This is a genomic window from Microbacterium sp. AC215 (assembly GCF_979258645.1).
In genome coordinates, this window is sequence record NZ_OZ409869.1 from 2,117,823 (window position 1) to 2,140,313 (window position 22,491).

At 65.7% G+C, this 22,491-nt stretch carries 20 protein-coding genes; 11 read left to right on the forward strand and 9 right to left on the reverse strand.

Going from position 1 to position 22,491, the window contains the following annotated elements:
* Positions 1-112 precede the first annotated feature (112 nt).
* Both ACZZZF_RS10270 and ACZZZF_RS10275 read left to right on the forward strand, forming a co-directional pair.
* On the forward strand, positions 113-1,456 hold the full coding sequence (locus tag ACZZZF_RS10270; RefSeq protein ID WP_463498216.1) for a DUF6361 family protein: 1,344 nt from the start codon (positions 113-115) through the stop codon (positions 1,454-1,456).
* Between the two features lie 202 nt (positions 1,457-1,658).
* Positions 1,659-3,251 (forward strand): phospholipase D family protein, encoded by a 1,593-nt coding sequence (locus ACZZZF_RS10275; protein WP_463498218.1) that lies wholly within the window; start codon positions 1,659-1,661, stop codon positions 3,249-3,251.
* On the opposite strand, the gene ACZZZF_RS10280 is transcribed toward ACZZZF_RS10275, so the two are convergent.
* Positions 3,242-3,547, reverse strand: coding sequence for a hypothetical protein (locus tag ACZZZF_RS10280; RefSeq protein WP_463498220.1), 306 nt, complete (start codon positions 3,545-3,547; stop codon positions 3,242-3,244). The genes ACZZZF_RS10275 and ACZZZF_RS10280 overlap by 10 nt on opposite strands.
* A gap of 6 nt (positions 3,548-3,553) precedes the next feature.
* Between ACZZZF_RS10280 and ACZZZF_RS10285 the strand changes: the two genes are divergently transcribed.
* From ACZZZF_RS10285 to ACZZZF_RS10295, 3 genes are all read left to right on the forward strand, one after another.
* On the forward strand, positions 3,554-6,352 hold the full coding sequence (locus ACZZZF_RS10285) for a helicase-related protein (protein ID WP_463498222.1): 2,799 nt from the start codon (positions 3,554-3,556) through the stop codon (positions 6,350-6,352).
* Between the two features lie 16 nt (positions 6,353-6,368).
* Complete coding sequence (locus ACZZZF_RS10290; protein WP_463498223.1) at positions 6,369-7,355, forward strand: hypothetical protein; 987 nt, start codon at positions 6,369-6,371, stop codon at positions 7,353-7,355.
* A 152-nt stretch (positions 7,356-7,507) separates the two neighbouring features.
* Positions 7,508-8,509 (forward strand): SDR family NAD(P)-dependent oxidoreductase, encoded by a 1,002-nt coding sequence (locus ACZZZF_RS10295; protein WP_463498225.1) that lies wholly within the window; start codon positions 7,508-7,510, stop codon positions 8,507-8,509.
* A 139-nt stretch (positions 8,510-8,648) separates the two neighbouring features.
* On the opposite strand, the gene ACZZZF_RS10300 is transcribed toward ACZZZF_RS10295, so the two are convergent.
* The gene (locus ACZZZF_RS10300; protein WP_463498227.1) at positions 8,649-9,353 is read right to left on the reverse strand and encodes a uracil-DNA glycosylase; all 705 of its coding nucleotides are present in this window, start codon (positions 9,351-9,353) and stop codon (positions 8,649-8,651) included.
* 211 nt (positions 9,354-9,564) lie between these two features.
* Between ACZZZF_RS10300 and ACZZZF_RS10305 the strand changes: the two genes are divergently transcribed.
* Entirely contained in the window at positions 9,565-16,017 is a 6,453-nt protein-coding gene (locus ACZZZF_RS10305; RefSeq protein WP_463498229.1) for a DUF3320 domain-containing protein, read from the forward strand.
* A gap of 89 nt (positions 16,018-16,106) precedes the next feature.
* Here ACZZZF_RS10305 and ACZZZF_RS10310 read toward each other — a convergent pair whose 3' ends face one another.
* Positions 16,107-16,382, reverse strand: a complete 276-nt coding sequence (locus ACZZZF_RS10310) for a hypothetical protein (protein ID WP_053098408.1) — start codon at positions 16,380-16,382, stop codon at positions 16,107-16,109.
* Positions 16,383-16,455: 73 nt separating this feature from the next.
* On the opposite strand from ACZZZF_RS10310, the gene ACZZZF_RS10315 reads away from it, so the two are divergent.
* Together ACZZZF_RS10315 and ACZZZF_RS10320 are read left to right on the forward strand one after the other, a co-directional pair.
* The gene (locus ACZZZF_RS10315) at positions 16,456-16,767 is read left to right on the forward strand and encodes a hypothetical protein (RefSeq protein WP_053098407.1); all 312 of its coding nucleotides are present in this window, start codon (positions 16,456-16,458) and stop codon (positions 16,765-16,767) included.
* Positions 16,768-16,798: 31 nt separating this feature from the next.
* Positions 16,799-17,179 carry a hypothetical protein gene (locus tag ACZZZF_RS10320; protein WP_463498230.1) on the forward strand — a complete coding sequence of 127 codons (381 nt, stop codon included), beginning with the start codon at positions 16,799-16,801 and terminating at the stop codon, positions 17,177-17,179.
* Here ACZZZF_RS10320 and ACZZZF_RS10325 read toward each other — a convergent pair whose 3' ends face one another.
* On the reverse strand, positions 17,180-17,596 hold the full coding sequence (locus tag ACZZZF_RS10325) for a DUF1428 domain-containing protein (RefSeq protein ID WP_463498232.1): 417 nt from the start codon (positions 17,594-17,596) through the stop codon (positions 17,180-17,182). It abuts the gene before it with no gap.
* A gap of 74 nt (positions 17,597-17,670) precedes the next feature.
* Positions 17,671-18,240 (reverse strand): TetR/AcrR family transcriptional regulator, encoded by a 570-nt coding sequence (locus tag ACZZZF_RS10330; protein WP_463498233.1) that lies wholly within the window; start codon positions 18,238-18,240, stop codon positions 17,671-17,673.
* Between the two features lie 101 nt (positions 18,241-18,341).
* On the opposite strand from ACZZZF_RS10330, the gene ACZZZF_RS10335 reads away from it, so the two are divergent.
* Positions 18,342-19,565 carry an FAD-dependent oxidoreductase gene (locus ACZZZF_RS10335; RefSeq protein WP_463498235.1) on the forward strand — a complete coding sequence of 408 codons (1,224 nt, stop codon included), beginning with the start codon at positions 18,342-18,344 and terminating at the stop codon, positions 19,563-19,565.
* Here the strand turns inward: ACZZZF_RS10335 and ACZZZF_RS10340 are convergent.
* Positions 19,541-20,107 (reverse strand): dihydrofolate reductase family protein, encoded by a 567-nt coding sequence (locus ACZZZF_RS10340; RefSeq protein WP_463498236.1) that lies wholly within the window; start codon positions 20,105-20,107, stop codon positions 19,541-19,543. The genes ACZZZF_RS10335 and ACZZZF_RS10340 overlap by 25 nt on opposite strands.
* 120 nt (positions 20,108-20,227) lie before the next feature.
* Between ACZZZF_RS10340 and ACZZZF_RS10345 the strand changes: the two genes are divergently transcribed.
* Both ACZZZF_RS10345 and ACZZZF_RS10350 read left to right on the forward strand, forming a co-directional pair.
* Positions 20,228-20,647 (forward strand): hypothetical protein, encoded by a 420-nt coding sequence (locus ACZZZF_RS10345; protein ID WP_463498237.1) that lies wholly within the window; start codon positions 20,228-20,230, stop codon positions 20,645-20,647.
* A gap of 85 nt (positions 20,648-20,732) precedes the next feature.
* Entirely contained in the window at positions 20,733-21,116 is a 384-nt protein-coding gene (locus tag ACZZZF_RS10350; protein WP_363519026.1) for a VOC family protein, read from the forward strand.
* 14 nt (positions 21,117-21,130) lie between these two features.
* On the opposite strand, the gene ACZZZF_RS10355 is transcribed toward ACZZZF_RS10350, so the two are convergent.
* The 3 genes from ACZZZF_RS10355 to ACZZZF_RS10365 are packed head-to-tail and all read right to left on the reverse strand — an operon-like array spanning position 21,131 to position 22,347.
* Positions 21,131-21,661 (reverse strand): N-acetyltransferase family protein, encoded by a 531-nt coding sequence (locus ACZZZF_RS10355; protein WP_463498239.1) that lies wholly within the window; start codon positions 21,659-21,661, stop codon positions 21,131-21,133.
* A gap of 3 nt (positions 21,662-21,664) precedes the next feature.
* Positions 21,665-21,829, reverse strand: a complete 165-nt coding sequence (locus ACZZZF_RS10360) for a hypothetical protein (RefSeq protein WP_157534255.1) — start codon at positions 21,827-21,829, stop codon at positions 21,665-21,667.
* A gap of 47 nt (positions 21,830-21,876) precedes the next feature.
* Positions 21,877-22,347 carry an N-acetyltransferase family protein gene (locus ACZZZF_RS10365; protein ID WP_463498241.1) on the reverse strand — a complete coding sequence of 157 codons (471 nt, stop codon included), beginning with the start codon at positions 22,345-22,347 and terminating at the stop codon, positions 21,877-21,879.
* Positions 22,348-22,491 lie beyond the last annotated feature (144 nt).

Sequence of the window (22,491 nt, forward strand, 5' to 3'; positions counted from 1 at the left end):
ACATGGAAGGTGTGGTCGGACGCGATCAAGTCCGGGATTGCCACCCCCCTGGCGCAAGAGTTGCTCGCCGAACGACCGTCCGAATTCGAGTACGTCCGAAGATTCGCGCTTGATGTTCGCGACCCCTACACTGGCTGGACCCCCTGGGCGAAGTGGAACGGACTTTGAGTGGCAAGCACGGGCGGGGATTCCAGTCCTTCACAGCGTGCCTTCCGATGGCACGAGATATTGCCCCCTGATGCCTTCCCTTATCGCGTGGCTCGATGCGTCGAGCGAAGAACAGCGCCGCATGCGCGACATCATCCGCCTCTTTGCCGAGCGAGAGAGCCGCGACGAGCTCGGCCTCGGCCAGATCCGAGACGCGATCGCCGACTCACTCTTCCCCGGCACGTCGACGCTGCTCACGCGCGCGCGGTATCTGCTGTTCGTGCCTTGGGCGTATCAGAAGGCTTCACGGCGCCCGAATCCTGCGGCCGACGCCGACCGGTTCGAACGCGACATTATCCACGCGGTGAAGGACTCGGGCGATTACGCGGGACTGCTGGGGATGCAGGCCGGCGAGGCGTTGAAGAACCTCCCCTCAGCGATCTACTGGACGATGCTGCGTCACTATGGCATCCTCACCGATTCCTCGCTATCGCGTGAAGACGTCCTCCGCCTCGACGGAATGAGCACATCGGGCGACGATTTCGGGGACACGTCCGGCACCCGGTTTCACGCTTGGTCAACGACGCTGCCCGCGGCTCCCGAGGGCTTTCCGAAGTCAATCCCTGACGGGTTCGCGCTAGAGCCGGACGAAGCCGCGTGGCTACGTGACCGCATCCTTGACGAGGCAGGCGGATCGCTGTTCGCCCACCTCGCCGTGGAACGACCCACCGCCGAGAGCCCGGCGCCCTGGGCTGACGCCGCCGCCCTCGCCGTCGACGGCGAGGCCCACGAGCTGCTCGCCGACGCGCGCGCGTTCTCGGCCCTGATGCACGGCGCGCAACTGCTCTACAACCTCTTGCTCGCAGAGGAGTATCAGGATGCCGGTTACGACCGACTCAGTGATCCGAGCGAGGCGTTCCGTGAACGGCTCACCCGGTGGTCCGGCGATCTCCCCTCGATGATCGACCTGACGACCTGGAACCTCGACGCGCTGCTCGCCCGAGTCGAGCTGACGCGAGGGTCACCCATCAACCTGAACTCCCGTCGTTTCGTGCGGGGTTGGCGCGATCTTCTCGCCGAGCAGGGAACCGACGCGCTCGCCGACAGCGCAGCGGCCCGCGACTTCATGACCCGACGCGAGCGGCAGCATAAGGGCGCTCAGGCTCGTCTCGGCAACCGCACCCGCCTCGCCAGCTGGGGCGGCAGCTCCGGCGCGGGGGCACTGGTGTATCGATGGCCACAGGTCCGCGGCATCCTCCTCGATATCCATGACAGTCTCGAACGCACACCGGAGATGACGGATGCTTGAGCCACAGTCTCGCGCGGCACTAACCGAGCAGCTCAGACCGCCCACAGGGTTCGAGCTCTCGCACGCCGTCGGCACCACGTTCACGCTCGACCTCGCCACCGCGCTGGCGGTACCGCTGTCGTTCGCCTCGCATCGGCTGTCGGCGCAGGACGACACGCTCGGGGTCCTCGACGCGATTCGCCGCGCCGCCGATCGCGTCGACGTGTTCGCGCAGGCCGGCGAGATCTCGATGGGCACCCGCTCTGACCTCGTTGCGTTCCTCGAGCCGATGGTGCACCCGGTCGTGCTCCGTCGCGGCCTGTTCCACCCGAAGGTGTGGTTTCTGGAGTACCGCGCCGGCGAGCGCACCACGTACCGCTTCCTCTGCGCGAGTCGCAATCTCACGGCCGACCGCAGCTGGGACGTCATCGTCCGCCTTGACGGTGAGCCAGCCGGGGCGGGCGAGAAGGGCGAAGTCGCCGCGGTGAACCGTCCCCTCGTCAAGTTGCTGCGCCGATTGCCGTCGCTCGGCGTGCACGAACTCCACCCGGAACGGCGGGCGCGCATCGACGAGCTGGCTGAGCGCTGGCGCAGCGTGGTGTGGGAGCAGCCCGATCCTATGCGCAGCGTCGCGTTTCACGTCTTCGGCGTCCCCGGCGCCAGTGCGCCTGACCTGCACGGCAAGCGCGCGCTGATTGTGTCGCCCTTCCTGTCAGATGACGGAGTGCGGATGCTTCGGTCCGGTGTTCGCACGGAGACGCACGTTCTCTCACGCGCCGAGAGCTTCGACCGACTGCTACCCGGCTCCCTCGATGCCAAGCTTTCGACGTACGTACTGGACGAAGCGGCGACATATTCCCCCAACGACACTGACGACTACGGCGGGTTTGTCCCTCCCGGCGACCGACTCGCGGGCCTGCATGCGAAAGCCTTCATCGTCGATCGTCAGGATGGCGCTCACGTGTTCCTTGGGTCTGCGAACGCAACGGATGCGGGCTGGCAGAGCAATGTCGAGGTGATGGTCGAGTTCGTCGGGCCTATCCCGAAGGTCGGGGTGGAGGCAACACTGGACGCGCTCGGTGAGCTGAAGGAGGACTACGCCACCACGGGAGGCCGTGAGCCCGATGCCGAAGAAGAGGGGGAGCGCAAACTCGAAGCCTTTGTGCGCACGCTCGCCGGCGCGCGCTTCACGGCCCGCGTGCTACCCGCGGATCCGTACGCGCTGCGGGTATGGGCGGACGATTCCGTCACGTCGGCATTGGCCAGTCGCGCCGACGACGTCTCCGTGCGGTGGCACCTGCTCACTCGTCCGGACCTTGGCAGCAGCATCGTGAGCGCGTCCGAGTCAGAGGGAGTCCTGCTCCAGGGGATTCCGCTCGCCAATATCACCCCCTTCGTCGTGCTGGTCGCTCGCGATACTGCCGGCAAGGAGCGTCGCACCATCGTTCTTGCACGACTGCTCGACGACGTCGCGAGCCGGCGCGATGCGATCATCGCGCGCCAGCTCACCGACCGTTCAGCGTTCGTGCGCCTGCTGACGCTGCTATTGGATCTGTCCGGCGCTTGGACGCTGACGACATCCAGCTCCGGCGCGGGCGGCTTCTTCGGAACTGCGGATGCCTCCGGCACGGGCGCCGGCCTGTTCGAGGCACTAGTGCGCGCCGTCGGCGAAGGCCACCACGGGCTCGCCGATGCTCGGCGCATCATCGACTATCTGCGCGAACACGACGAAGACGCCGTCCTGCCCGACGGCTTCGACGAGCTGTGGAGTCATGTCTGGTCGGCGCACCTCGAACTGGCCGGAGGTCACGCGTGAGCACTGTCGATGTCGACGCGGTCATGGCCGGGCTCAAGGGCTTTCAGCGAGATGCCGTCGATCACGTCATCGAGCGGTTTTACGGTGCCGCGTCGGGTGAGGCATCCGGTCGCTTTCTCGTCGCTGACGAAACGGGACTCGGCAAGAGCATCGTCGCGCGCGGTGTGATCGCGAAGGCGATCGAGCACCTGCAGGATGTTGACCACGTCGACCGCATTGACATCGTCTATGTCTGCAGCAACGTCGACCTCGCTACGCAGAACTTGCGCCGCCTGAACGTCACCGGCGACAAGCACATCGGCATGGCAACCCGGCTCACGCTGCTCGCCAAGGAAAGTCGGCGCCTGTCGGAGAAGACGGCGGACGCCGGCAAAAAGGTCAACCTCGTCTCATTTACGCCGGGCACGTCGTTCAGCGAAGGCGGATGGCGGCAGGGGTCGGCGCCGGAGCGAGCGATGCTGACCGTGATTCTCGACAAGATCGCGAACCGCACCGACTCGGACCGACGGGTCACGCGGCTGCTGATGCACGGCACCGTCAAGACTGCCAGGCGGTTCGACCAGTGGTACGTTCAGCCCCTGCTGCGTGAACTCGCTGGTGAGCCCGACCCCCGGATCGTGACCGCGTTCACGCGCATGATCGAGGCGGACGGCTCCCTTGACCGATTTGTCGCGCTCCGCGACGAGGTTCGACGTACGCAGTCCGTGCCGGGCGAGTTGTGGCATCGGAACCACGACCTCATCGCCGAGTTCCGTCAGTCGCTGGCCAAGGCCGGTGTCGACACCCTGGAACCGGACCTCATCATCCTCGACGAGTTTCAGCGTTTTCGGCACCTTCTCAACCCGGAGTCCGGCGACGCCGCCGAACTGGCCCACGCGCTATTCGAGCATCCGGATGCGAAGGTACTGCTGCTCTCAGCAACGCCGTACAAGCCGTTCACCAACAGCGACGACGCCGAGGACGACCACTATCAGGACTTCCTCGCGACAGTGCGCTTCCTCGCAGGTGGGGCACCCGGCGCCGAACGAGAGGCTGCCGCGGCACTCGCGGCGTACCGCCAGTCGCTCGTGGTCGGCGGTGACGCGTCTGCCTCCGCGCGCCTTGTCAGCGACACGCTGACACCGCTCATGACCAGGTCAGAGCGACCACCCATCGGTGAGCGCGAAGACCTCGTCGCCGTGCGCCATCTGGCGACCGACTCTCCTACGGCAGCCGACCTTCGCGAGTGGGCGTCACTGCGTGCACTCGGGCGTACCGTCGATTCGCCGATTGACCTCGAGTACTGGAAATCGATTCCCTACTTCGCCAGCTTCATGGACGGATACAAGGCGGCAGATCGCGTCAAAGCCGCGCTGGACGGACCCGACGCGGAGAACGTTGGCTCTCTGCTCGCGACGACTCGGTCGCTCGAATCAGATGCGGTGGCCGCATTCGAACCTGTCGACCTCGGCAATGGACACTTGCGGGCCCTGGCTGAGGAGACGCTGGAGCGCGGATGGTGGAGGCTGCTGTGGGTTCCACCGACGATGCCGTATCTCCAACCAGGGCCAATATATGCGCCGTTGTCAGACGGATCGGTCACGAAGCACGTGGTGTTCTCGGCCTGGACCGGAGTACCCACCGCGATCGCATCATTGCTCAGCTACGAGGCCGACCGCCTTGCGGCAGGCGACCGAGCACTCCTCCGCGAGAACACATCCGACGCCCGAAAGGCGGTCGGCGCACGCCTGCAGTACCGACTCGCTGAAGGCCGTCCAGCCGCAATGTCAACACTCGCCCTCTTCTGGCCCCACCCGGGCTTGGCCGAGCTTGGTGATCCCTTGCAAGCCGCGCGAACCGCCGGCGCGACCGTGTCAGCAGATGCTCTGCTCGCGACCGTCGACGCGAACCTGACCAGGGGTTCGGCGGCAGACCAGGTTGCGGACGCCGTGTTCGCATATCCCGGGATGCTGTCGGCAGAACTCGGCGGTGCGACAGCGGAACAGCTCGTCGAGTCTCGCGCCGAGGAGGGACGCGTCGGCGGGCTCCTGGAGCACGTCCGACTGGCGCTGGAACCGTCGTCGAACGGCGTCCTGTCACACCCCGACCTCGCACGCATGGCCGTCCACTCGCCCGGGAACATTGCGTGGCGGGCGTTGCGGACCATCGCCGGCCCCAGCGTCACTCCCGAGGGACTCTGGGCCGCCGCGTTCGAGCTCGTGCGAGGCATCCGCACGCTTTTCAATAGGACCGAATCGATCGCGCTGCTCGTCACGCTGTACGGCGATGAGCAGCCGTTCTGGCGAAGCGTGCTCGACTACTGCGCCGACGGCAACCTGCAGGCCGTCATGGACGAGTACATGTACCAGCTACTCAGCGAGACCGGTGGAGGCGACCTCGACGACGTCGGGCTCGCAGCTCTCGCTCGCCGCACGGTCGAGTCGATGGAGCTTCGCCCCGCCCGGTACGTCGCTCGCAACAACACGGCTGCACGTGACGAGATCCCCATGATGGCGCGCTTCGCGCTGCGATACGGTGGCAAGTTCGCCACCGACTCGGACGACACCTCGGGGGTACGCCAGGCCGAGGTGCGGGCTGCGTTCAACAGCCCGTTCGCACCCTTCGTGCTTGCGTCGACGAGCGTAGGTCAGGAAGGGATCGACTTTCACTGGTGGAGCCATTCGGTCGTGCACTGGAACCTCCCCTCGAATCCGGTCGACTTCGAGCAGCGTGAAGGCCGAGTCAACCGCTTTGCGGGTCACGCCGTCCGCAAAAACGTCGCCGAGTCGCACTGGCTCGATGTACTGGCATCCGACGACATACGCGCTTGGCGAGCCGCATTCGATGCGGCGTCGGATGTCGACAACGAGCTCGGCGAGTTCTCCCCCTGGTGGCTCTACCCAGGTTCGGCACGCATTCACCGCGTGATCGCGCAGTACCCACTCAGTCGCGACATCGCCAAATACGAGCGACTGCGCAGCGCGCTGACGCTCTACCGGTTGACGCTCGGCCAGCCCCGCCAGGAAGACATGATCGACATGCTCGCAAAGCGCGGCGTCGATGGCGAATCGGTGCCGACAATCGACCTGAGGCCGCCGCGCATCGCTGTCAAGTCAATCTGATCGATAGGCTGATCTCGTGTCGTCGCCCACCTTTCGTCTGAACGCTGGTGACATCACCACGCGCGAGGACTTGGTGATCGACTACGGCGGGAGCGTGTATTCGGGAGGCATCGTCCCAAGCACGACGTCCAACTCCGTATTCGTATTCACGGACCCAGCCGAGGGCGCTCAGTTCGGCTACGTCTACGATGGCTTCTCATCGGATGGACTGGTGTTCTACTACACCGGGGCTGGCCCCAACGGCGATCAGACGCTTCGTGGGGGCAACTCGGCACTCATCACGCACGTCGAGAAGGGCCGAGTCATTTACGCTTTTCGTGAGGCTGGCTACAAGTCGGGAACGAGGACCAGGTACCAGAAATACATCGGCGAGTTCATTGTGGATCCTTCCTTGCCGTTCGTGCGGATGCCGGGGCTCGGAAAGGACAAGGCGCTTCGCACGGTGGTCGTGTTCCGGCTGCTCCCTATCACCGTCGTCCCAGATGACATCGTCGAGTTCGTCGGTTACTCCGAGGTCGCGCGCGAACCTCGGGCAATCTCAGTTCCCGTAGAAATCAACTCAACCGAGTTTTTCGAGACCGCAGATCGCGTCGGCGGCCGGGCCGTAAGACGCGAGTCTCAACTTGTCGACGAATTCATGGCCCATCAAGTCGGGCACACTTTCTCCCGATGGGCAATCAATCTCCCCATCGAGCACACGCGGCTTCTCACCGACATTTTCGACGAGGCCGATCACATCCTGTACGAAGCGAAGGCGATCGCGGGTCGCGCAGACCTCCGTATGGCGGTCGGCCAGCTCTACGACTACCGCCGCCATGTATACGTCGACGACCTGCAGTGTTCAGTCCTGCTCCCCGAACGCCCCACAGCAGACCTCAGAGATCTGCTGCAAGATGCCGGTCTCGGGCTTGCCTTTCGCGAGGGGACAACGTTCGTGTTTACGCCGCCTACCACCGCAGATCGAGGAGAACAGCTTCGCCAGCGACGCGGCGTTCCAACTTAGTCGGCTCGGTCATCGTGAACACGAACGCGTGTTCGCCCCGCAGTGGGGTCCGTTGGAGACGAAGCCATTAAACCGCGCACACACACACGAGTTACGGACTAATCTTTATCGAGACGCACCGTTGCGAAACCCAAGCCTCAAGGAGCTCGACCATGGCCCTCACCGCACACTCCACCATCGGCGACTGGATGAACGACCCGACCGGCGGGCCACTCATCCGCGCACTCTTCGAGCAGACGGGCGCCGACCCCGAGCTCCTCACCCCCGTGCTCGGGCTGCCGCTGCAGCAGCTCGTCGCGATGAGCCAGGGCGCACTGCCACAGTCCGTCGTCGATGACCTCGTGCGCGCAGCCAACGGCGGCGAGATCCCCGAGGCCGACGAGTCCGAGGGCTGGACCGAGAAGCCCACCACCGGACGTTTCGCCGGCAAGACCGTGATCGTCACGGGCGCAGCATCCGGAATCGGCAAGGCCACCGCATCCCGCATCGCCCGCGAAGGCGGACGCGTCATCGCCTCCGACATCGCCGCCGACAAGCTCGACGCGCTGAAGGCCGAGCTGCCGGATGCCGACATCACCACCGTCGCCGGCGACCTCACCAAGCAGGACGCGATCGACGCCGTCATCGCCGCCGCTGGCGACCGCATCGATGCCCTCGCGAACGTCGCCGGCATCAACGACGACTTCTCCCCCGCAGGCGAGACGACGGATGCCGTGTGGGACCGCGTCATCGCCATCAACCTCACCGCCCCGTTCAAGCTCATGCGCGCGGTGCTGCCGATCATGGAGAAGGCCGGCCGCGGCTCGATCCTCAACGTCTCCAGCGAAGCGGGTCTGCGCGGCAACTCGTCGGGCAACGCCTACACGGCCAGCAAGCACGGCATCATCGGCGTCACGAAGTCTGCGGCGTTCATGTACGGACCGAAGGGCATCCGCGTGAACTCCGTCGCCCCGGGTGGCGTCGCCACCGGCATCCCGATGCCCCCGAACATGTCGGAGTACGGCTCGGGCCGCCTGGCGCCGTTCCAGCAGTCGATCCCGACGGTCGCGACCGCCGAGCACCTCGCCGCGTCGATCACGTTCCTGCTGTCGGACGACGCCGTGAACATCAACGGTGCCGTGCTGGCATCCGATGGGGGATGGTCGGTGCAGTAAGCGCCTCGATGACCACGCCCCTGCCGACCCGAACGGCAGGGGCGTTCTTCGTTCTCGAGCCGACGTCGGCTCCTGCTAAGCCCCTCTGGTACGGAAGACTGAGCCGAGGCAGATCGATCTTGTCTCGCCCATCCGATCGTCACGTAGAGGGGGAGATGGCACTCCAGTTGATGACCCTGTCGCCCAGGAACTGGTTTGCTTCCGAGAACACGTACGCACCCTTGAACGGCCGTTGGCCAGTGTTCGACGCCACTGGATGCGCGGCCCGAATGATCGCCTCACGCGGAACCTGTCGCAGCAACGGCATCGCGATCTTCCGTGCGTCCTCGCCGAGCACGACGAACGCGATAGGCGAGCCAGACGCCGCTAGACGTCGGATCACCGTCTCGATGAACGGCTTCCAAAGTCGGAGATGCGATTTTGGCTTTTCACTGAAAACAGTCAAGGCTGTGTTGAGAAGCAGGACACCTCCCGTTGCCCACTCAGTGAGGTCACCTGTCGCTGGCCTGGCGAACTGGATGTCGGGATCCCGTTCGAGATTGAGGAAGATTCGGTGAAGCGCCGAGCGCTTGTCCACCTCTCCCTGTTGAGAGAATGCCAACCCGTCCGCGAGGCCTGACGTGTCGTACGGATCCTGACCCAGGAGCACGACCCTCACATCGGTGGGGGCAACCAGTTCGAAAGCGCGAAACACATTCCGGCGCTCAGGTAGGACGTCCTGCCCGCGCTGGTAGAGGCTCTGAAGATCCGGTGGCCTATCGGACACGCGAAGGTCGAGCCACTCGTCCCAGGCGCGCGGAAGAGTTGGACCGTTGGCCGCTTTCGCAACTGACGATGTGTTCACACATCCAAAGCTAGGACCTGCTTGCCCCAGACGTAGCGCGCGATCCACGTTACGCGCCCGTCGACGTCACCGTAACTCGAACCCGCAGTGGCGACGGATGCTGTGCCTATCGGAACTGGCGCTTCCACTCAGTGCGGGCCGCCTAGCTCTCTCATATGCTCAGAGAGGGATGACGGTCCACCAAGGGCGTCGGGGGATGAATAGAGGGTCAATGAGCGACTTCAGTCCGCTTGAATACATCGAGCAGGCATTGACGGCAGCCGCAAGTGCGCTCGGGCCGTTCGTGACTCGACGTCTCTCCGAGGTTGCTCCGGAGGTATCGGATTGGACCCAGATCCTCGCGGCGAAGGACCGGCAGGCCGGCCGGCGAGTGGACCGCTACAACCCCCGTGATCTTTCGCTGCAACTTCGCGTCCTGACGGAGCGGCTCGGTACTCTGGGTTTCCCCTTCACTGACCTCATCGACAGGCAGGCGAGCAACTGTGCGAGTGAGCTCCGCGACGTCCGCAACAAGTGGGCGCACAGTGAAGAGTTCACTGTCGCCCAGACTTTCCGGGCTCTTGATTCGACCGAGATCCTCTTGCGAGCGATTGCTGCCGACGAAGACGCCGACGCGATCGGACTCCTGAAGTCGGAGGTCCTAACAGCGCTGAACACGTCGACCGAATCCACGCACCAGGAACCAAATGAGCCGAACGCCTCTCCCGCGACCCCGGAAGCCTTCGAGTCTCCGACGCTCATCGACGAATCGGGATCCGCTGCCTCGCTCGACGCTTCTGTGCTCAGTCCGTTGAGTTTCGCTGTCGCGCGAACGGGCATCTCGGTCGTGCCACAGCTTACGATCTCCTACCGAGGCCCCGAGCTGCGAGGCGCGTCCGTCGAGGTCGAGGTCGACTGTCAGTTGGGATCGCTGGGAGACCCCCGCGTTCTAATCGTCGACCTCGACGGAGACCATGACACGACTCTTCGCAACGTCGATCTGCGGCTGGATCCAGGTCGCATGCTCGCGGTCGAGTCGCCCATGCCCGGCACGGTTACAGCGACGTTGAGGGACGCGAACGGTGACGAGATCGCGAGCCAACGCTCGGACGTCCAACTACTGGCGGCGAATCAGTGGATGGCCAAGCCGATGCCGCTGAGTCTCGAGTTGCTCGCCGCATTCATCCAGCCTCAGTCGTCGGCCATCAGCGCTCTTCTTGTCGAGGCATCGACGCTTCTGGGCAACCGGACGGGTTCGTCGGCACTCGACGGGTACCAGCAGGGCGATCCTGATCGAGTCGACTCGATGGTCGAAGCGATCTACGACGCCGCACGCGCGCGAGACATCCGTTACGCGGAGCCGCCAGCGAGCTGGGGACTCACGGGCCAGAAAGTGCGCACTCCGGCCGAAGTGCTCGAGGGGCGCCTTGGCACCTGCATGGATACGACGTTGACCCTGGCCGCGGCCCTGGAGGAAGCCGGGATCAACTCGACCCTGTGGCTTCTTGAAGGTCACATCTTCCTCGGATACTGGAGGGAATGGTCGAGCCTGGACGCACCTGCGCAGGCAGAGGCCAGCGAGGCGGTCAACCTCGTCGGACTCGGCAAGATCGGGCTCGTGGAAACGACGAAGATGACCGGAGGGGCGGAATCCGCGCCGTTCGGGGTCGCCCGACGGCAGCCATTCACCGACGGCAACGTGGATCCCACTCGGGTCATCGGCGTGACCGATGTCTTACAGGCTCGACAAGCAGCTATCTATCCCCTGCCGAGTCGCTCGATCGGCTCGAACGGCGAAGTCACGGTGCACGAGTACCGCGCGGCCGCAGCTCCGGATCCATTGCAGTACAACCCCTCCGCCACGGATCTCGCCGGTGATGACGCGCGCAGGCTGCCTGCGCGCGTGAGCTCGTGGAAGAACTCCCTGCTCGACCTGAGCCTGCGCAATCGCCTCATCAACTACACGCCGTCAGCGGGTCACTCCATCGCCGTGCCGCAGCCAGCTCTAGCCGCATTCGAGGATCTGATCAACAGCGGGTCCCCGATCACACTCCTTCCGAGCGATCGAATCCCCGATGTCGACAAGACCCGCGGTGTTCAGTTCGGACGCGACCTGCCTGAAGCTGTCCGCTCGGACTTGCTCATGTCCCGGAAGTCCGCCTATGTCGACATCACCGAGGGGGCCTACACCGCGCGACTTCGCGCCCTGGCCTACAAGGCGCGCACCATCGCCGAGGAAACAGGCGCGAACAATCTCTACGTCGCGTTCGGAATGCTGCGCTGGCGATTCAACGATCGCGACCTCAGGTCGCCGCTCATCCTCCTGCCTGTGACTCTCGAGCCCGCGGGCCGCGGCTCTGTGTTCCGTATGCGCGTGGACGACACGGGTGAATCCACACCGAACTACTGCCTGCTCGAGAAGCTGCGGGTGACTCACGGCATCCGCATCCCCGGTCTCGAGAACCCGGTGAAGGATGAAGCCGGCATCAATCTCGCAGCTGCATTCGCGGCTGCGCGGCAGGCTCTGGCGGAAGCCCGACTGCCGTTCACCGTAGAGGACTCCGCAGACCTGTCGATCCTTCAGTTCGGCAAGTACCGGCTGTGGAAGGACCTCGACGAGAGTTGGGAGACCTTCACGTCGAACCCGCTCGTCAAGCATCTCGTTCATACGCCGACGGCAGCGTTCGAGGACCCATCACCGTCGCCGACCTCAGTGGATCTGGATGCCCTCGGCACGTCCTTGCCCGTGCCGGCGGACTCCTCGCAACTCGACGCGGTCTCGGAAGCGGTCGCTGACCGGACATTCGTACTCGAAGGCCCTCCCGGCACAGGGAAGTCACAGACCATCACGAACCTTCTCGCTCATGCGATCGTCAACGGCAAGAGAGTGCTTTTCGTCGCTGAGAAGCGCGCGGCACTGGACGTCGTGAAGCAGCGCCTCGATGCCGTCGGACTGGGGCCGTTCTCGCTCGATCTCCATGACAAGGGCGCTCGCCCGAACGCAGTCCGTGCGCAGTTGAAAGAGGCACTCGAAACGACCGCCCGCCCGGACGGCGCCGCCCTCAGCGCACAGAACGAGAACGCCGTATCGAGCCGGAACACTCTGCGCCGGTACGCTGACCGCCTCCACGAGAGCAACACCGCGGGCATGTCGTTCTACACATCGAGGGATCGCCTCCTGGCGTTCGAGCCCGATGCTCCTACGCTCGACATCCCGACCGCTTTCGTCTCGACGAGTTCCACCACGCAGATCGACTTCGTCCGCGCGACGCTGAGACGCCTGCCGGACACTGCCGACCTTGTCCGACCAGCGGAGCTCAACGGGTGGGGCTTCGTCGACGTCACGTCTCACGACCCGTCGGACATCGGGGCCCTGCATCGAGCAGCGATGGACTTCGACCAGGCGATCGGAGACGTCTTCGTCACGACCGGCGAGTCGCCGGCACTCTCGCACAGTACCTCGCCTGAGTTCATCGAACGCTGGTCACAGCTCGCGGGAGCTCCACGCTTCTCTCTTGAGTCCCTCGATCAGCTGCTCCCCCGAGTCCAGTCCGGTGAACTCAGCGCTCTTCAGCAGCGCCTTCGAACGCTCACGGCCGCATCACCGCAGTGGACGAACACCGTGAGCCTCCACGCGCTGAGCGCGAACCCGGCGCCCGGTGCCGTTCACATAGCAGCTCAGGCTGCCGATGCCTCTGGGTTCTTCGGCCGACGCAAGCGTCAACGATCGGCGCTCGAGATGTTCGGCGACAGCCTGTTGGTGCCTCTGAAGAGCGTGCCTCCGAAATCCATCGCGCAGTTGACCGGACAGGTGGAAGCGACAGCGGCGTCGGCGGCTGCTCTGCGCAACGGACTCCTCTCGCTCCCCGTCTCCGTGGTCGGTGCGGGTTGGAACCCGTTCGATGCGACCGACGCGGCTCGCGCCGCGTCGCAGCTCGATTGGCTCGTCTGGCTCAGCGGGGCTCTCGAGTTGCGACCTCACGATCTGGACGCGACGATTCTGCGAGAGACCTATCGCACCTCGCCTGCGGATCCGGCGCTCTCCGGTGCGCTCGCAAAGCTCGGGACAGCTTGGCGTTCACTCGAAGTGATGGCCTCGCCGAAGATCGGAGCCGGGGTGTTGAAGAGTTGGGCCTCGCCGCGCGCCGTGGTCGATGCGTGGGGAGCAACTCGCGGTTCGCGGGCACTCGACACCCCTACTCCCACGTCCCTGCAGAGATGGGTGGCGTTCGCTCGGGCGCTCGAGCCTCTGCGAAGCTATGGACTCTCAGACGCACACGCAGCACTCATCTCGGGACGCGTTCTGGCAGACGATGCGTCGATCGCCTTCGACAAAGGCGTGGCGGCCTCATCGTTGGTGGAGCGCGAGCATGCGCAGGGCCTCGAGATGTTCGACCCTCAGGCTCACGGCCGATCCGTCGAAAGATTCACCTCAAGCACAGCCGCGATCCGAGCCGAGCTTCCACGTTGGATCCCCGCCGAAATACTCGGCCGGAGGAAGATCGACGCAGCTTACAGCGGCGGGCGCCTCGGCGAACTCAAACGCCAGATCGGGCGCCAGCGCGGGGGGCTCTCAGTGCGCGGACTGATGGATGGCTATGCAGATCTGATCACGCAGATCACCCCATGCGTGCTGGCGAGTCCCGAATCCGTCTCACGCTTCTTCCCGGCAACCGGCGACCTGTTCGACATTGTCGTCTTCGATGAGGCGTCGCAGATCAGAGTTCCTGATGCGATCGGCGCGATGGGGCGATCGAACTCGGTGGTGGTGGTGGGCGACAGCAAACAGATGCCACCGACCAGCTTCGCCGATGTGGTCACCGACTCCGATGAGGTGGTGACCACGGACAGCACCGCGATCGCCGATGAGGAATCCATCCTGAGCGAGTGTGTCCAAGCGCAGGTGCCCAGACGCTGGTTGTCCTGGCACTACCGGAGTCAGGACGAGGCGCTGATCGCGTTCAGCAATCACAAGTACTACGACGGCCGACTCGCGTCTTTCCCTGCACCCTGGCCGACGAGGTCCTCTTCACGACCCTCGGTATCCGGTCACGGAGTTTCGCTCGTCAGGGTCGACGGTCACTTCAACAGAAGCGGACGAGGACGGGATCTTCGCACCAACATCGTCGAAGCCCGTGCCATCGTCGGAGACATCGCCCGGCGCTTCGCCGCGTCCGACACGCCTCCGTCGCTCGGAGTCGTGACGTTCAATGCGCAACAACGCTCACTGATCGAATCGCTTCTGCGCGACGAGTCGGACGACCGAATCGCCGCCGCTCTGGACCAGCGCGACGGACTTTTCGTGAAGAACCTGGAAAACGTGCAGGGAGACGAGCGCGACACGATCCTCTTCTCCGTGGCCTTCAGCGCGAACGAGCGTGGTGACCTGCCACTCAACTTCGGGCCGCTCTCGCGTGCGGGCGGAGAGCGCCGTCTCAACGTTGCGATCACCAGAGCGCGTCGAGAAGTGATTCTTTTCGCCAGTTTCGACCCTTCAGACCTGCGAGCTGAGCAAACATCATCCGTGGGAATCAAGCATCTGCGCTCATATCTACAACTTGCTGCTGACGGCATCGATGAGAATGCAGACGAGGTAGCCCGGTCCGGATTCGTCGATCGCCATCGAGAAGAGATCGCCACCGCGCTTCGCGACCGAGGACACGTGGTGCAGACGGACATCGGTCTTTCTGATTTCCGCGTCGACATCGCAGTCGCGGCAACAGATGATCCTGAACAACCGGCACTCGCCGTTCTGCTCGATGGCCCGACGTGGCGCGAGCGGCGTACTGTGGCCGACCGCGATGCGCTTCCCACGGACGTCCTGAAGGGCCTCATGAACTGGCCGGGCGTGGAGCGTGTGTGGCTTCCCGAGTGGCTGCAGCAAAGGGAGAGGACGCTCGACCGCATCGATTCCGCCGTGAGGGAGGCCACTTCTGCCGCGCATCGCGCCGCAGAAGAAGCAGTGGCAAAGACACCTTCTCCCGACGTCGAAGGTCTCGCAGCCCTGGCATCGGTCGCCTCCGAGACGAGCGCTCCGGACGAGCCAGGATCGCGCGCGGCAGTGTCCGAGCCCGGCCTCCTTGCGCAATCGGCACCGGCCCCTGTGGTCGCCGATCTGCAGCATCCACGAATCCGTGACTTCTCGGAGTGGTCGTCGCGAACCGCCGGTGGCATCGCCGTACTTGATGCTCTGCCATCGCCGGCCGCGGCTCAGCGAGTACGTGATCTTGTGCACGAGGTAATCACGCATGAGGGCCCTATTCACCGAATGCGGTTAGTGAAGCTCGTGGCCGGCGCCTTTGGTCTGAGCAAGGTCCATGCTTCACGGGCGGAGGCGATACTCCGTTGCGTTCCGTCAGAGTTCGTTCGCTCGAACGACCGGGCGGTCCTGTGGCCTCGAGATGTCGATCCACGCACGTGGCGGGATGTCCGTCGTCCCGTCGAGGGTTCGGCTCGACCCCTCGAGCATGTCCCTCTGGCTGAGATCGCGAACGCCATGGCGGTCGTTGCCGACCTGAGCGGCGGGATGACCGACGAGGAGATCAAGCGTGAGTCGCTCGGCCTCTTCGGTGGAAAGCGCGTGACATCCGGCATCGGCGATCGCCTGAGCGAGGCCCTGGACACCGGGCTGAGCACCGGACGGCTCGAGCGACGTTCCGAAGGCTTGATCGTGGCTGGCAACTGATGGAGTCGTGTCGGCTCCCGCGGCGCTCCGCATAGCCGCAGACGTCGACCCCCGCCACGTGATGGTGCATTGTGGGTGCAGTAAGCGCCTCAGTCTTGGAGGCCGGAGCGGCGACCGTGCCGGCCTTCGAACTCACCGATCGCTCGACGCGCCTTGCGCAGCTGAGAGACCCCGAGGCCCACTCCGGCACCGAAGATGGCGAGACTAATCCATCGGTACGGCGCGCTCGAATCGATCGCGATAGTGACGGCCCACCCGGCGAACATGACCGCGGACAACACGATTGTGTAAAGCGCGAAGTTCCTCTGACGCTGCAGTGCCATGCGCTGCTGGATCAGGGATGGCTCGGCGTTGGGCTCGCTCATGGGGCGAGCCTAGACCGCAGCACCTGTGACGGGCTCAGACCGCTGGCTCCAGAGCAGATGAGAGACTGAACCCGTGCCCGATCGTCCCGAGATTGTCTGCATCTGCGGCTCCATGCGGTTCGCCGAGGACATGCGAGCCGTGAGCCGATCCTTGACGCTCGCGGGCGTCATCGCCCTCATTCCCGGTGAGATCGACGGGCCGATCACCGCCGAGCAGAAGGCCGTGCTCGGCGAGCTGCACCTGCGCAAGATCGACGTGGCCGATCGTGTCGTGGTGGTGAACCGCGGCGAGCACTTCGGCGAGTCCACGACGCGAGAGATCGACTATGCGCGCGCCGCAGGCAAGCCCGTGACCTTCGTCGGCCCTACCTGGGGCTCGGAGTAGACCTCACATCTCCCCCGCCTACCCTGACTGTATGAAGAAGCTCCCCGCCCTCGCGACGCTCGCCGTCGGCATCCTTCTGCTGTCCGGATGCTCTCAGGCCTCGAGCATCGCCTCCTGCGGCCAGGTCGCCGCTGAGGCCGCGCAGGTCACCGGCGTGATCTCCAGCGTCAGCTCGCCGACACCCGAAGCAGCGCAGGCAGCTCTCGACGAGGTCAAGAGCGTCGCCGAGAACATCCGCGGTGTCGATGGACCCGACGAGTTCGTCACCCTCCGCGACTCGTGGACGACGAGCATCGACGCCTTCGCCGCCGAGGGCGAGAAGGCCATCGCGGGCGACATCACGGGTCTGGACGCGGCGACCACAGAGATGCGCACAGCGACCGACGCGATGCTCGCCTACTGCACCCCGTAGCTATCGCCACTCGTCGCGTTGAACGCTCATCGCGATCTCGAAGCTATCGCCGATCACGCGACCGCCGTCGAAGACGCGCTCTTCGTCGAGCGTCTCGAGCACGCGGGGATCGCTCGTGACGGCAGCGGTTCCGCGGTCACGCGCCTCGCGCGACGGCCAGGTCGTCACCGTGACCACGACGGACTCCTCGGCGTTCGCTCCTGCGAGGTCGGCGATGCTCTTCAGCTCGCCCGGCTCATACGACGTCCCATCTGCGTGATAGTCACCCGGGTCGGCCGAGTCGCTCGACTGCCAGTAGTCCACGACACTGATCGCACCGTGATCGCGGTAGACCTCCGCCATGCGCTTCGAGAAGTCCAGGTATGCGGCCTTGCGTTCCGTCGGCACCGGAACGACGGTGATGTCAGCGATGACCATTGTCTGCTCCAGTCCTCAGCGGTGAGTGTCCGTCGCCAGGGTATCCAGCGCCGGCCTCAGCTAAACAGAGGGACCTACTGAGCGATGCCTCGCAGCAGCCGCGTCACCGTCTCCTCGACGCGTTCGGCACTCAACGGCTGACCGATGAGAGCCGCGTACGACGCCATGGCGATGAGCTGATCGGCGATCGCGTCGGCATCCACGTCGGTCCGGATCTCTCCTGCCGCCTGTCCGTGCGCGATCCGTTCGGCGACCCACGAGCGGATCGGCGCCGCGAGACGCTCGTTGAGCGCGAGCCCGAGTTCGTGGTCGGTGGCGGTCACCGCGATCAGCGCCCGGGCGAGTGCGACGCCCTCCGGCCGCGCGAGTCCGGCCGACATCACGGAGAACCACGCATGCAGGTCGGCACGGATGTCGTCGCTCATCGCGACGGCGGGGTCGGCTCCGGGCAGGTCTCCCTCAAGCAGCGCCTCGCCGAGGATCGCCGCCTTCGACGGCCACCACCGGTAGATCGTCTGCTTGGCGACCCCCGCCGTCTCGGCGAGCCCCTCGATCGTCACCGCTTCGTACGTACCGGCCACGACCGCAACGCGCATCGCCTCGAGCACCGACTGGCGCGCGGCTTCACTTCGGGGACGGGGCATTAGTTCAGGCTACTGGTCACCGCGTTTCGTCTCGGGCTTCGCGCCTCGCTCAACGACCGGAGCCCGGTGACTTCGCGGCCCGCCTCCGCCAAGCTGGACTCATGCGCATCGTGGTGAGCGGGGCCGGTCTCGGCGGACTCGTGCTCGCCCAGGCCCTCCGCGACCACGCCGACGTCATCGTGCTCGACCGCGATGTAAATCCGGCCGACACCGGCGGCTACCGCATCGCGCTCACTCCCGAGGCGGTCGCCGTGATCGAGCGGCACGTTCCGGGGCGGCTTGTCGACCGCCTCCGATCGGTCTCCGACGGCCCTGAGACGTTCTCGCAGTTCGCGATGGCCGACTCGCACCTGCGACCGATCGTCGTGGCTCCGGAGCCGGCGGGACAGGACCGGATGCTGTGCCAGCGCCGCGCGCTGCGGCAGATCCTCAGCGAAGACCTCGGCGAGCGCCTGCAGTTCTCGTCGACCGTGACCGCGGCTGAAGCCCACGACAGCGGGGCGAGTGTCACGCTCGCGGACGGCTCGCGCATCGAGGCCGACCTGGTCGTCGCGGCCGATGGTGCCCGCTCGGCGACTCTTCGCTCGATCGCCCCTGAGACAAGCGCGGACACCGGCCTGGTCGGCATCGCCGGGTCGACACCGCTGACCCGGCACACCCGGTTCCCGCGCTACCTGCTGCGGGGTCCCGCCCTGGCCGTCGACCGCCACGGCGTCGGCATGTTCCTCTCGCTGACGTCGCGCGGGTTGCGCGACATCTCACCCGAACTCGCGGATGCCGTCGGCCCGCCGTCACTCGTGTGGGGCCTGATCGCCCGGCGCGACAGCATCGGTGCGGTGCAGACGGCATCCTCAGCCGAACTCGTCGCGACGGCATCCGCCCTCGTGGACCGCTGGACTCCGTGGATACCGGGAGTGATTCGCGACTCCGATCCCGACCGCACTGCCGCTTTCTCGTTCCGCGCCGCCGACCCGAAGGCGCCGCGCTTTCCGTGGGATCCCGGCCGTATCACCGCGATCGGTGATGCAGTGCACGCGATGCCTCCCACCGGCGGACGCGCCGGGTCGACCGCCATCCGCTCGGCCGGCGCACTCGCCGAAGCCCTCACGGCCCACCCCGACATCGACTCCGCTGTGGCGCGCTATCAGGCCCGGGTCGACGAGTGGGCCGTGCCCGCGATCGAGGAGTCGCTCGGTCCGGTGCGGGCGATCCGGGCTCTCGGCAACCCACTGGCTCAGCTCGCCGCCGGTCCCCTGCTGGAGGTCGCTGGATGGATCGGGGCCGGCAGATATCGCCGCAGTCAGGCGGCGGGCACCGGACGATAGCGGTTCGCGACCGTTCCCGATGCGAACTCGCGGCGGTCGATGAGCTCGAGCCGGGTGCGTTCGCTCAGCCCGTCGAGGAGTCTCGGGCCGTGGCCGGCGATGATCGGATGCACGACGAACGTGTACTCGTCGATCAGCCCCAGCTCGGCCAACGCCAGCGGCAGCGTCACACCGCCCACCGACAGGCCCTCGCCCGGCTGCTGCGTGAGTCGCTGGACTACCTCAGCTAGGTCGCTTCGGATGAGCTCGGCGTTCCAGTCGACGGCTTCGAGCGTGCTCGACACGACGTACTTCGGCACGCGGTCGATGGCCTCGGCGAACGGGACCTTCCACTCGCTCATCCAGTCGGGCCAGACTCCGGATGCGGGGCGACGCCACGCGCCCTCCATCATCTCGTAGGTCGTTCGACCGTAGATAGCGGCATCCGCTCGTTCCATCTCGGCGGTCCAGAAGCGCATCAGCTCCTCATCGGGAGCGACCCCCGCCTCGTGATGGACGCACCCGTCGAGCGTGACGTTGATCGAGTAGCGCAGTGGTCTCATCTCGCCGATCTCCTTCGATGCGGGCGGTGGGTGGTACGGGGTGGGACTCAGAGTACCGACGGGCTGCCGCTGAGGTAACCGTGCTGTCGCCGAGGTGGCCGCCGCGAATATGGTGAACGCATGCCCTCCAGCCAGCCTCGCGTCATCTCCGTTCGGGGCGGTCGCGTTCGTCCCAGCGGGTCATGGCTGTACGTCTGGCTCGACTCCGCCACGGGGGAAATCGTTCACGTAGGTGGCACGGGGTTCGATCCGGAATTGCGGGCGCATCTGCATCTGACGGGCGACGACCCGCAGCTCGGGCGAGTGCGTGCCACTGTGCCTCGATCCAGCGAGCGCGACTTCGACGTCCTCGCCTTCGAGCTGAGTGCACGAATCGACCGGCCACGTGCGAAGGAAGCCCTCACCCTCCGCCTCCTGGACTCCTTCAACGAGGTCGAACACCCAGAGCAGCCGTCGAGCGAGATGAGCGAACTCATCGATTCGATCGCTCAAGAGGTGAAGAAGTATGTGGACAGCTTGCCAGGGAGCACGGACGGCTGATTGCTCGTCGCCGCGATCTCCACTGCGTCAGTGATCCGATTCAAGCCCCTGTTCAGCACGTGTCAGTCGCCCTAACCTGACCGGCATGTTGAAGATCGTGTCGATCGTGATCCGCGTGAACGACCTCCCGGCGCAGTCCCGCTTCTGGCAGGCCGCCCTCGACTATGTCGAGCGAGACCCCGCATCCGACGACTGGGTCGTGCTGAAACCGCGCGACGCGGACGCCCCCTGCATCGCCCTCGACGCTCACCACTCCGAGCGAGTGCTGCCGCCCCGCATCCACCTCGACATCTATGCCCAGGATCAGGATGCCGAGGTGCGACGCCTCACCGAACTCGGCGCTCGCGAGGTGCACTGGGACAACCTACCGGACGATGCCGACTACGTGATCATGGAGGACCCCGAGGGCAACCGGTTCTGCATCGTGGACCGGCCGGACTGGGTGGGCTGGGAGCGCCCGACGGCGTGAAGAAACGGCTGAAGTCAGCCCGTAGCCACTACTTCGACGCCACCCGACATACGTCCCATGACTTGCCGGTTCTCTCCGTAGGTCGCGAGGGTGACCCAGCCTCGTGACGAGTGGAGCCGCGCCCCCGGGTCATCCGCGTGAGCCGACGTCGACAGCAGCGCCCGCTCGTGCGGCAGATCGGCCAGAAGCGCATCGTGCAATCGCCGCCCGACTCCGCGGCGGCGTGCATGGGGCATCACCGCGAGCTCGACGAACTCGAAGTGACCTCCGATCCATTCGTCGATGCTCGGGCCGATCTCGCGCGCGATGAAGTCAGTCCAATACTGTCCGCGCTCGCCGGTGTATCCCCACGCGAACCCCTGCAACCTGTCTTCCTCTCGGGCGACGACCAGACGGAAGCCAGGGCGAGACCGATGCCGGTCCCAGACGGACGCTCGCCAGCCATCGGCATCCTCCAACGGGCCGAAGACCTCAGCCCAGGCCTCGAGGATCTCGCCGTCGAGCCCTGCCGCGTCCGACCCCGAGAGGGTCGTGACAGAGGCCATTCGTCAGCGCCCGGAGTAGCGCTGCGCCGGTCGTCCCTCTTCCGCCAGCGCCTGACGATGCGACGTCAAGGCCGACCGCACGGCCGTGTAGATCACGAGCCACAGGATCAGGATGCCGATCAGGAACCCGGCGACGTAGAAGAGGACGATGGTGAGGAAAGGATCCATGGCGTCAGGATAGCCACCGGGGTGCGCGGCGCCTCTAGCCCCGGCAGCTAGTCCCCGACCTCCAGCGACCGATAGAAGTAGAACGCCCGCTCGCCGGAATCCGGGTCGACGCCGCTGAACCCGTGTCGTTCGTAGAAGCGCATCGCCGCGGCATCCGATTCATCGACGTTGATCTCGATCGCCGCGACGCCGAGTTCCCGGCAGATCTCGACCATGTGCCGGAGGACCGCGCCGCCGACACCACCACCGCGGCGCGCGGGCTCGACGTACATCTCATCGAGCAGCGCCACCGGCCCCTCCGACCACACGTTCGGACGCAGAGTCACGAGCGCGAGACCGACCGCCGGATCGCCGCCGAGCACCGCGAAGGTCGAGGTTCCGCCCAGCAGCGTGCGCAACCGCTCGGCGAGCACCTCGACCCCCGGCGTCTCGGTGTCGAACTCCGTGTTGAAGGCGTGCAGGAGTTCGGCGAGACGGGCGGCATCGCGCGGGGAGGCTCGACGTGTGGCGGCGGTCATCGGATGCCTTTCTCGGGTCGAGGGCTTCGTCTCTGGCGGATGCGGCGGTTCCTCCGGTTCACAACTCCGGAAGAACGAGCGGGCCGACGCATCGATCCCCCGGGATTCCGGGGCCGAGCCGGCGGACGCAGTCGCTTCTTCCGG

Coding starts and splice junctions, on each gene's coding strand:
- ACZZZF_RS10325 (WP_463498232.1), bottom strand. CDS start 17,596: ATGGTCATCGCTGACATCACCGTCGTTCCGGTGCCGACGGAACGCAAG.
- ACZZZF_RS10350 (WP_363519026.1), top strand. CDS start 20,733: ATGTTGAAGATCGTGTCGATCGTGATCCGCGTGAACGACCTCCCGGCG.
- ACZZZF_RS10305 (WP_463498229.1), top strand. CDS start 9,565: ATGAGCGACTTCAGTCCGCTTGAATACATCGAGCAGGCATTGACGGCA.
- ACZZZF_RS10295 (WP_463498225.1), top strand. CDS start 7,508: ATGGCCCTCACCGCACACTCCACCATCGGCGACTGGATGAACGACCCG.
- ACZZZF_RS10285 (WP_463498222.1), top strand. CDS start 3,554: ATGGCAACCCGGCTCACGCTGCTCGCCAAGGAAAGTCGGCGCCTGTCG.
- ACZZZF_RS10320 (WP_463498230.1), top strand. CDS start 16,799: ATGAAGAAGCTCCCCGCCCTCGCGACGCTCGCCGTCGGCATCCTTCTG.
- ACZZZF_RS10345 (WP_463498237.1), top strand. CDS start 20,228: ATGCCCTCCAGCCAGCCTCGCGTCATCTCCGTTCGGGGCGGTCGCGTT.
- ACZZZF_RS10330 (WP_463498233.1), bottom strand. CDS start 18,240: ATGCCCCGTCCCCGAAGTGAAGCCGCGCGCCAGTCGGTGCTCGAGGCG.
- ACZZZF_RS10365 (WP_463498241.1), bottom strand. CDS start 22,347: ATGACCGCCGCCACACGTCGAGCCTCCCCGCGCGATGCCGCCCGTCTC.
- ACZZZF_RS10340 (WP_463498236.1), bottom strand. CDS start 20,107: ATGAGACCACTGCGCTACTCGATCAACGTCACGCTCGACGGGTGCGTC.
- ACZZZF_RS10360 (WP_157534255.1), bottom strand. CDS start 21,829: ATGGATCCTTTCCTCACCATCGTCCTCTTCTACGTCGCCGGGTTCCTG.
- ACZZZF_RS10335 (WP_463498235.1), top strand. CDS start 18,342: ATGCGCATCGTGGTGAGCGGGGCCGGTCTCGGCGGACTCGTGCTCGCC.
- ACZZZF_RS10355 (WP_463498239.1), bottom strand. CDS start 21,661: ATGGCCTCTGTCACGACCCTCTCGGGGTCGGACGCGGCAGGGCTCGAC.
- ACZZZF_RS10310 (WP_053098408.1), bottom strand. CDS start 16,382: ATGAGCGAGCCCAACGCCGAGCCATCCCTGATCCAGCAGCGCATGGCA.
- ACZZZF_RS10270 (WP_463498216.1), top strand. CDS start 113: ATGTTCGCGACCCCTACACTGGCTGGACCCCCTGGGCGAAGTGGAACG.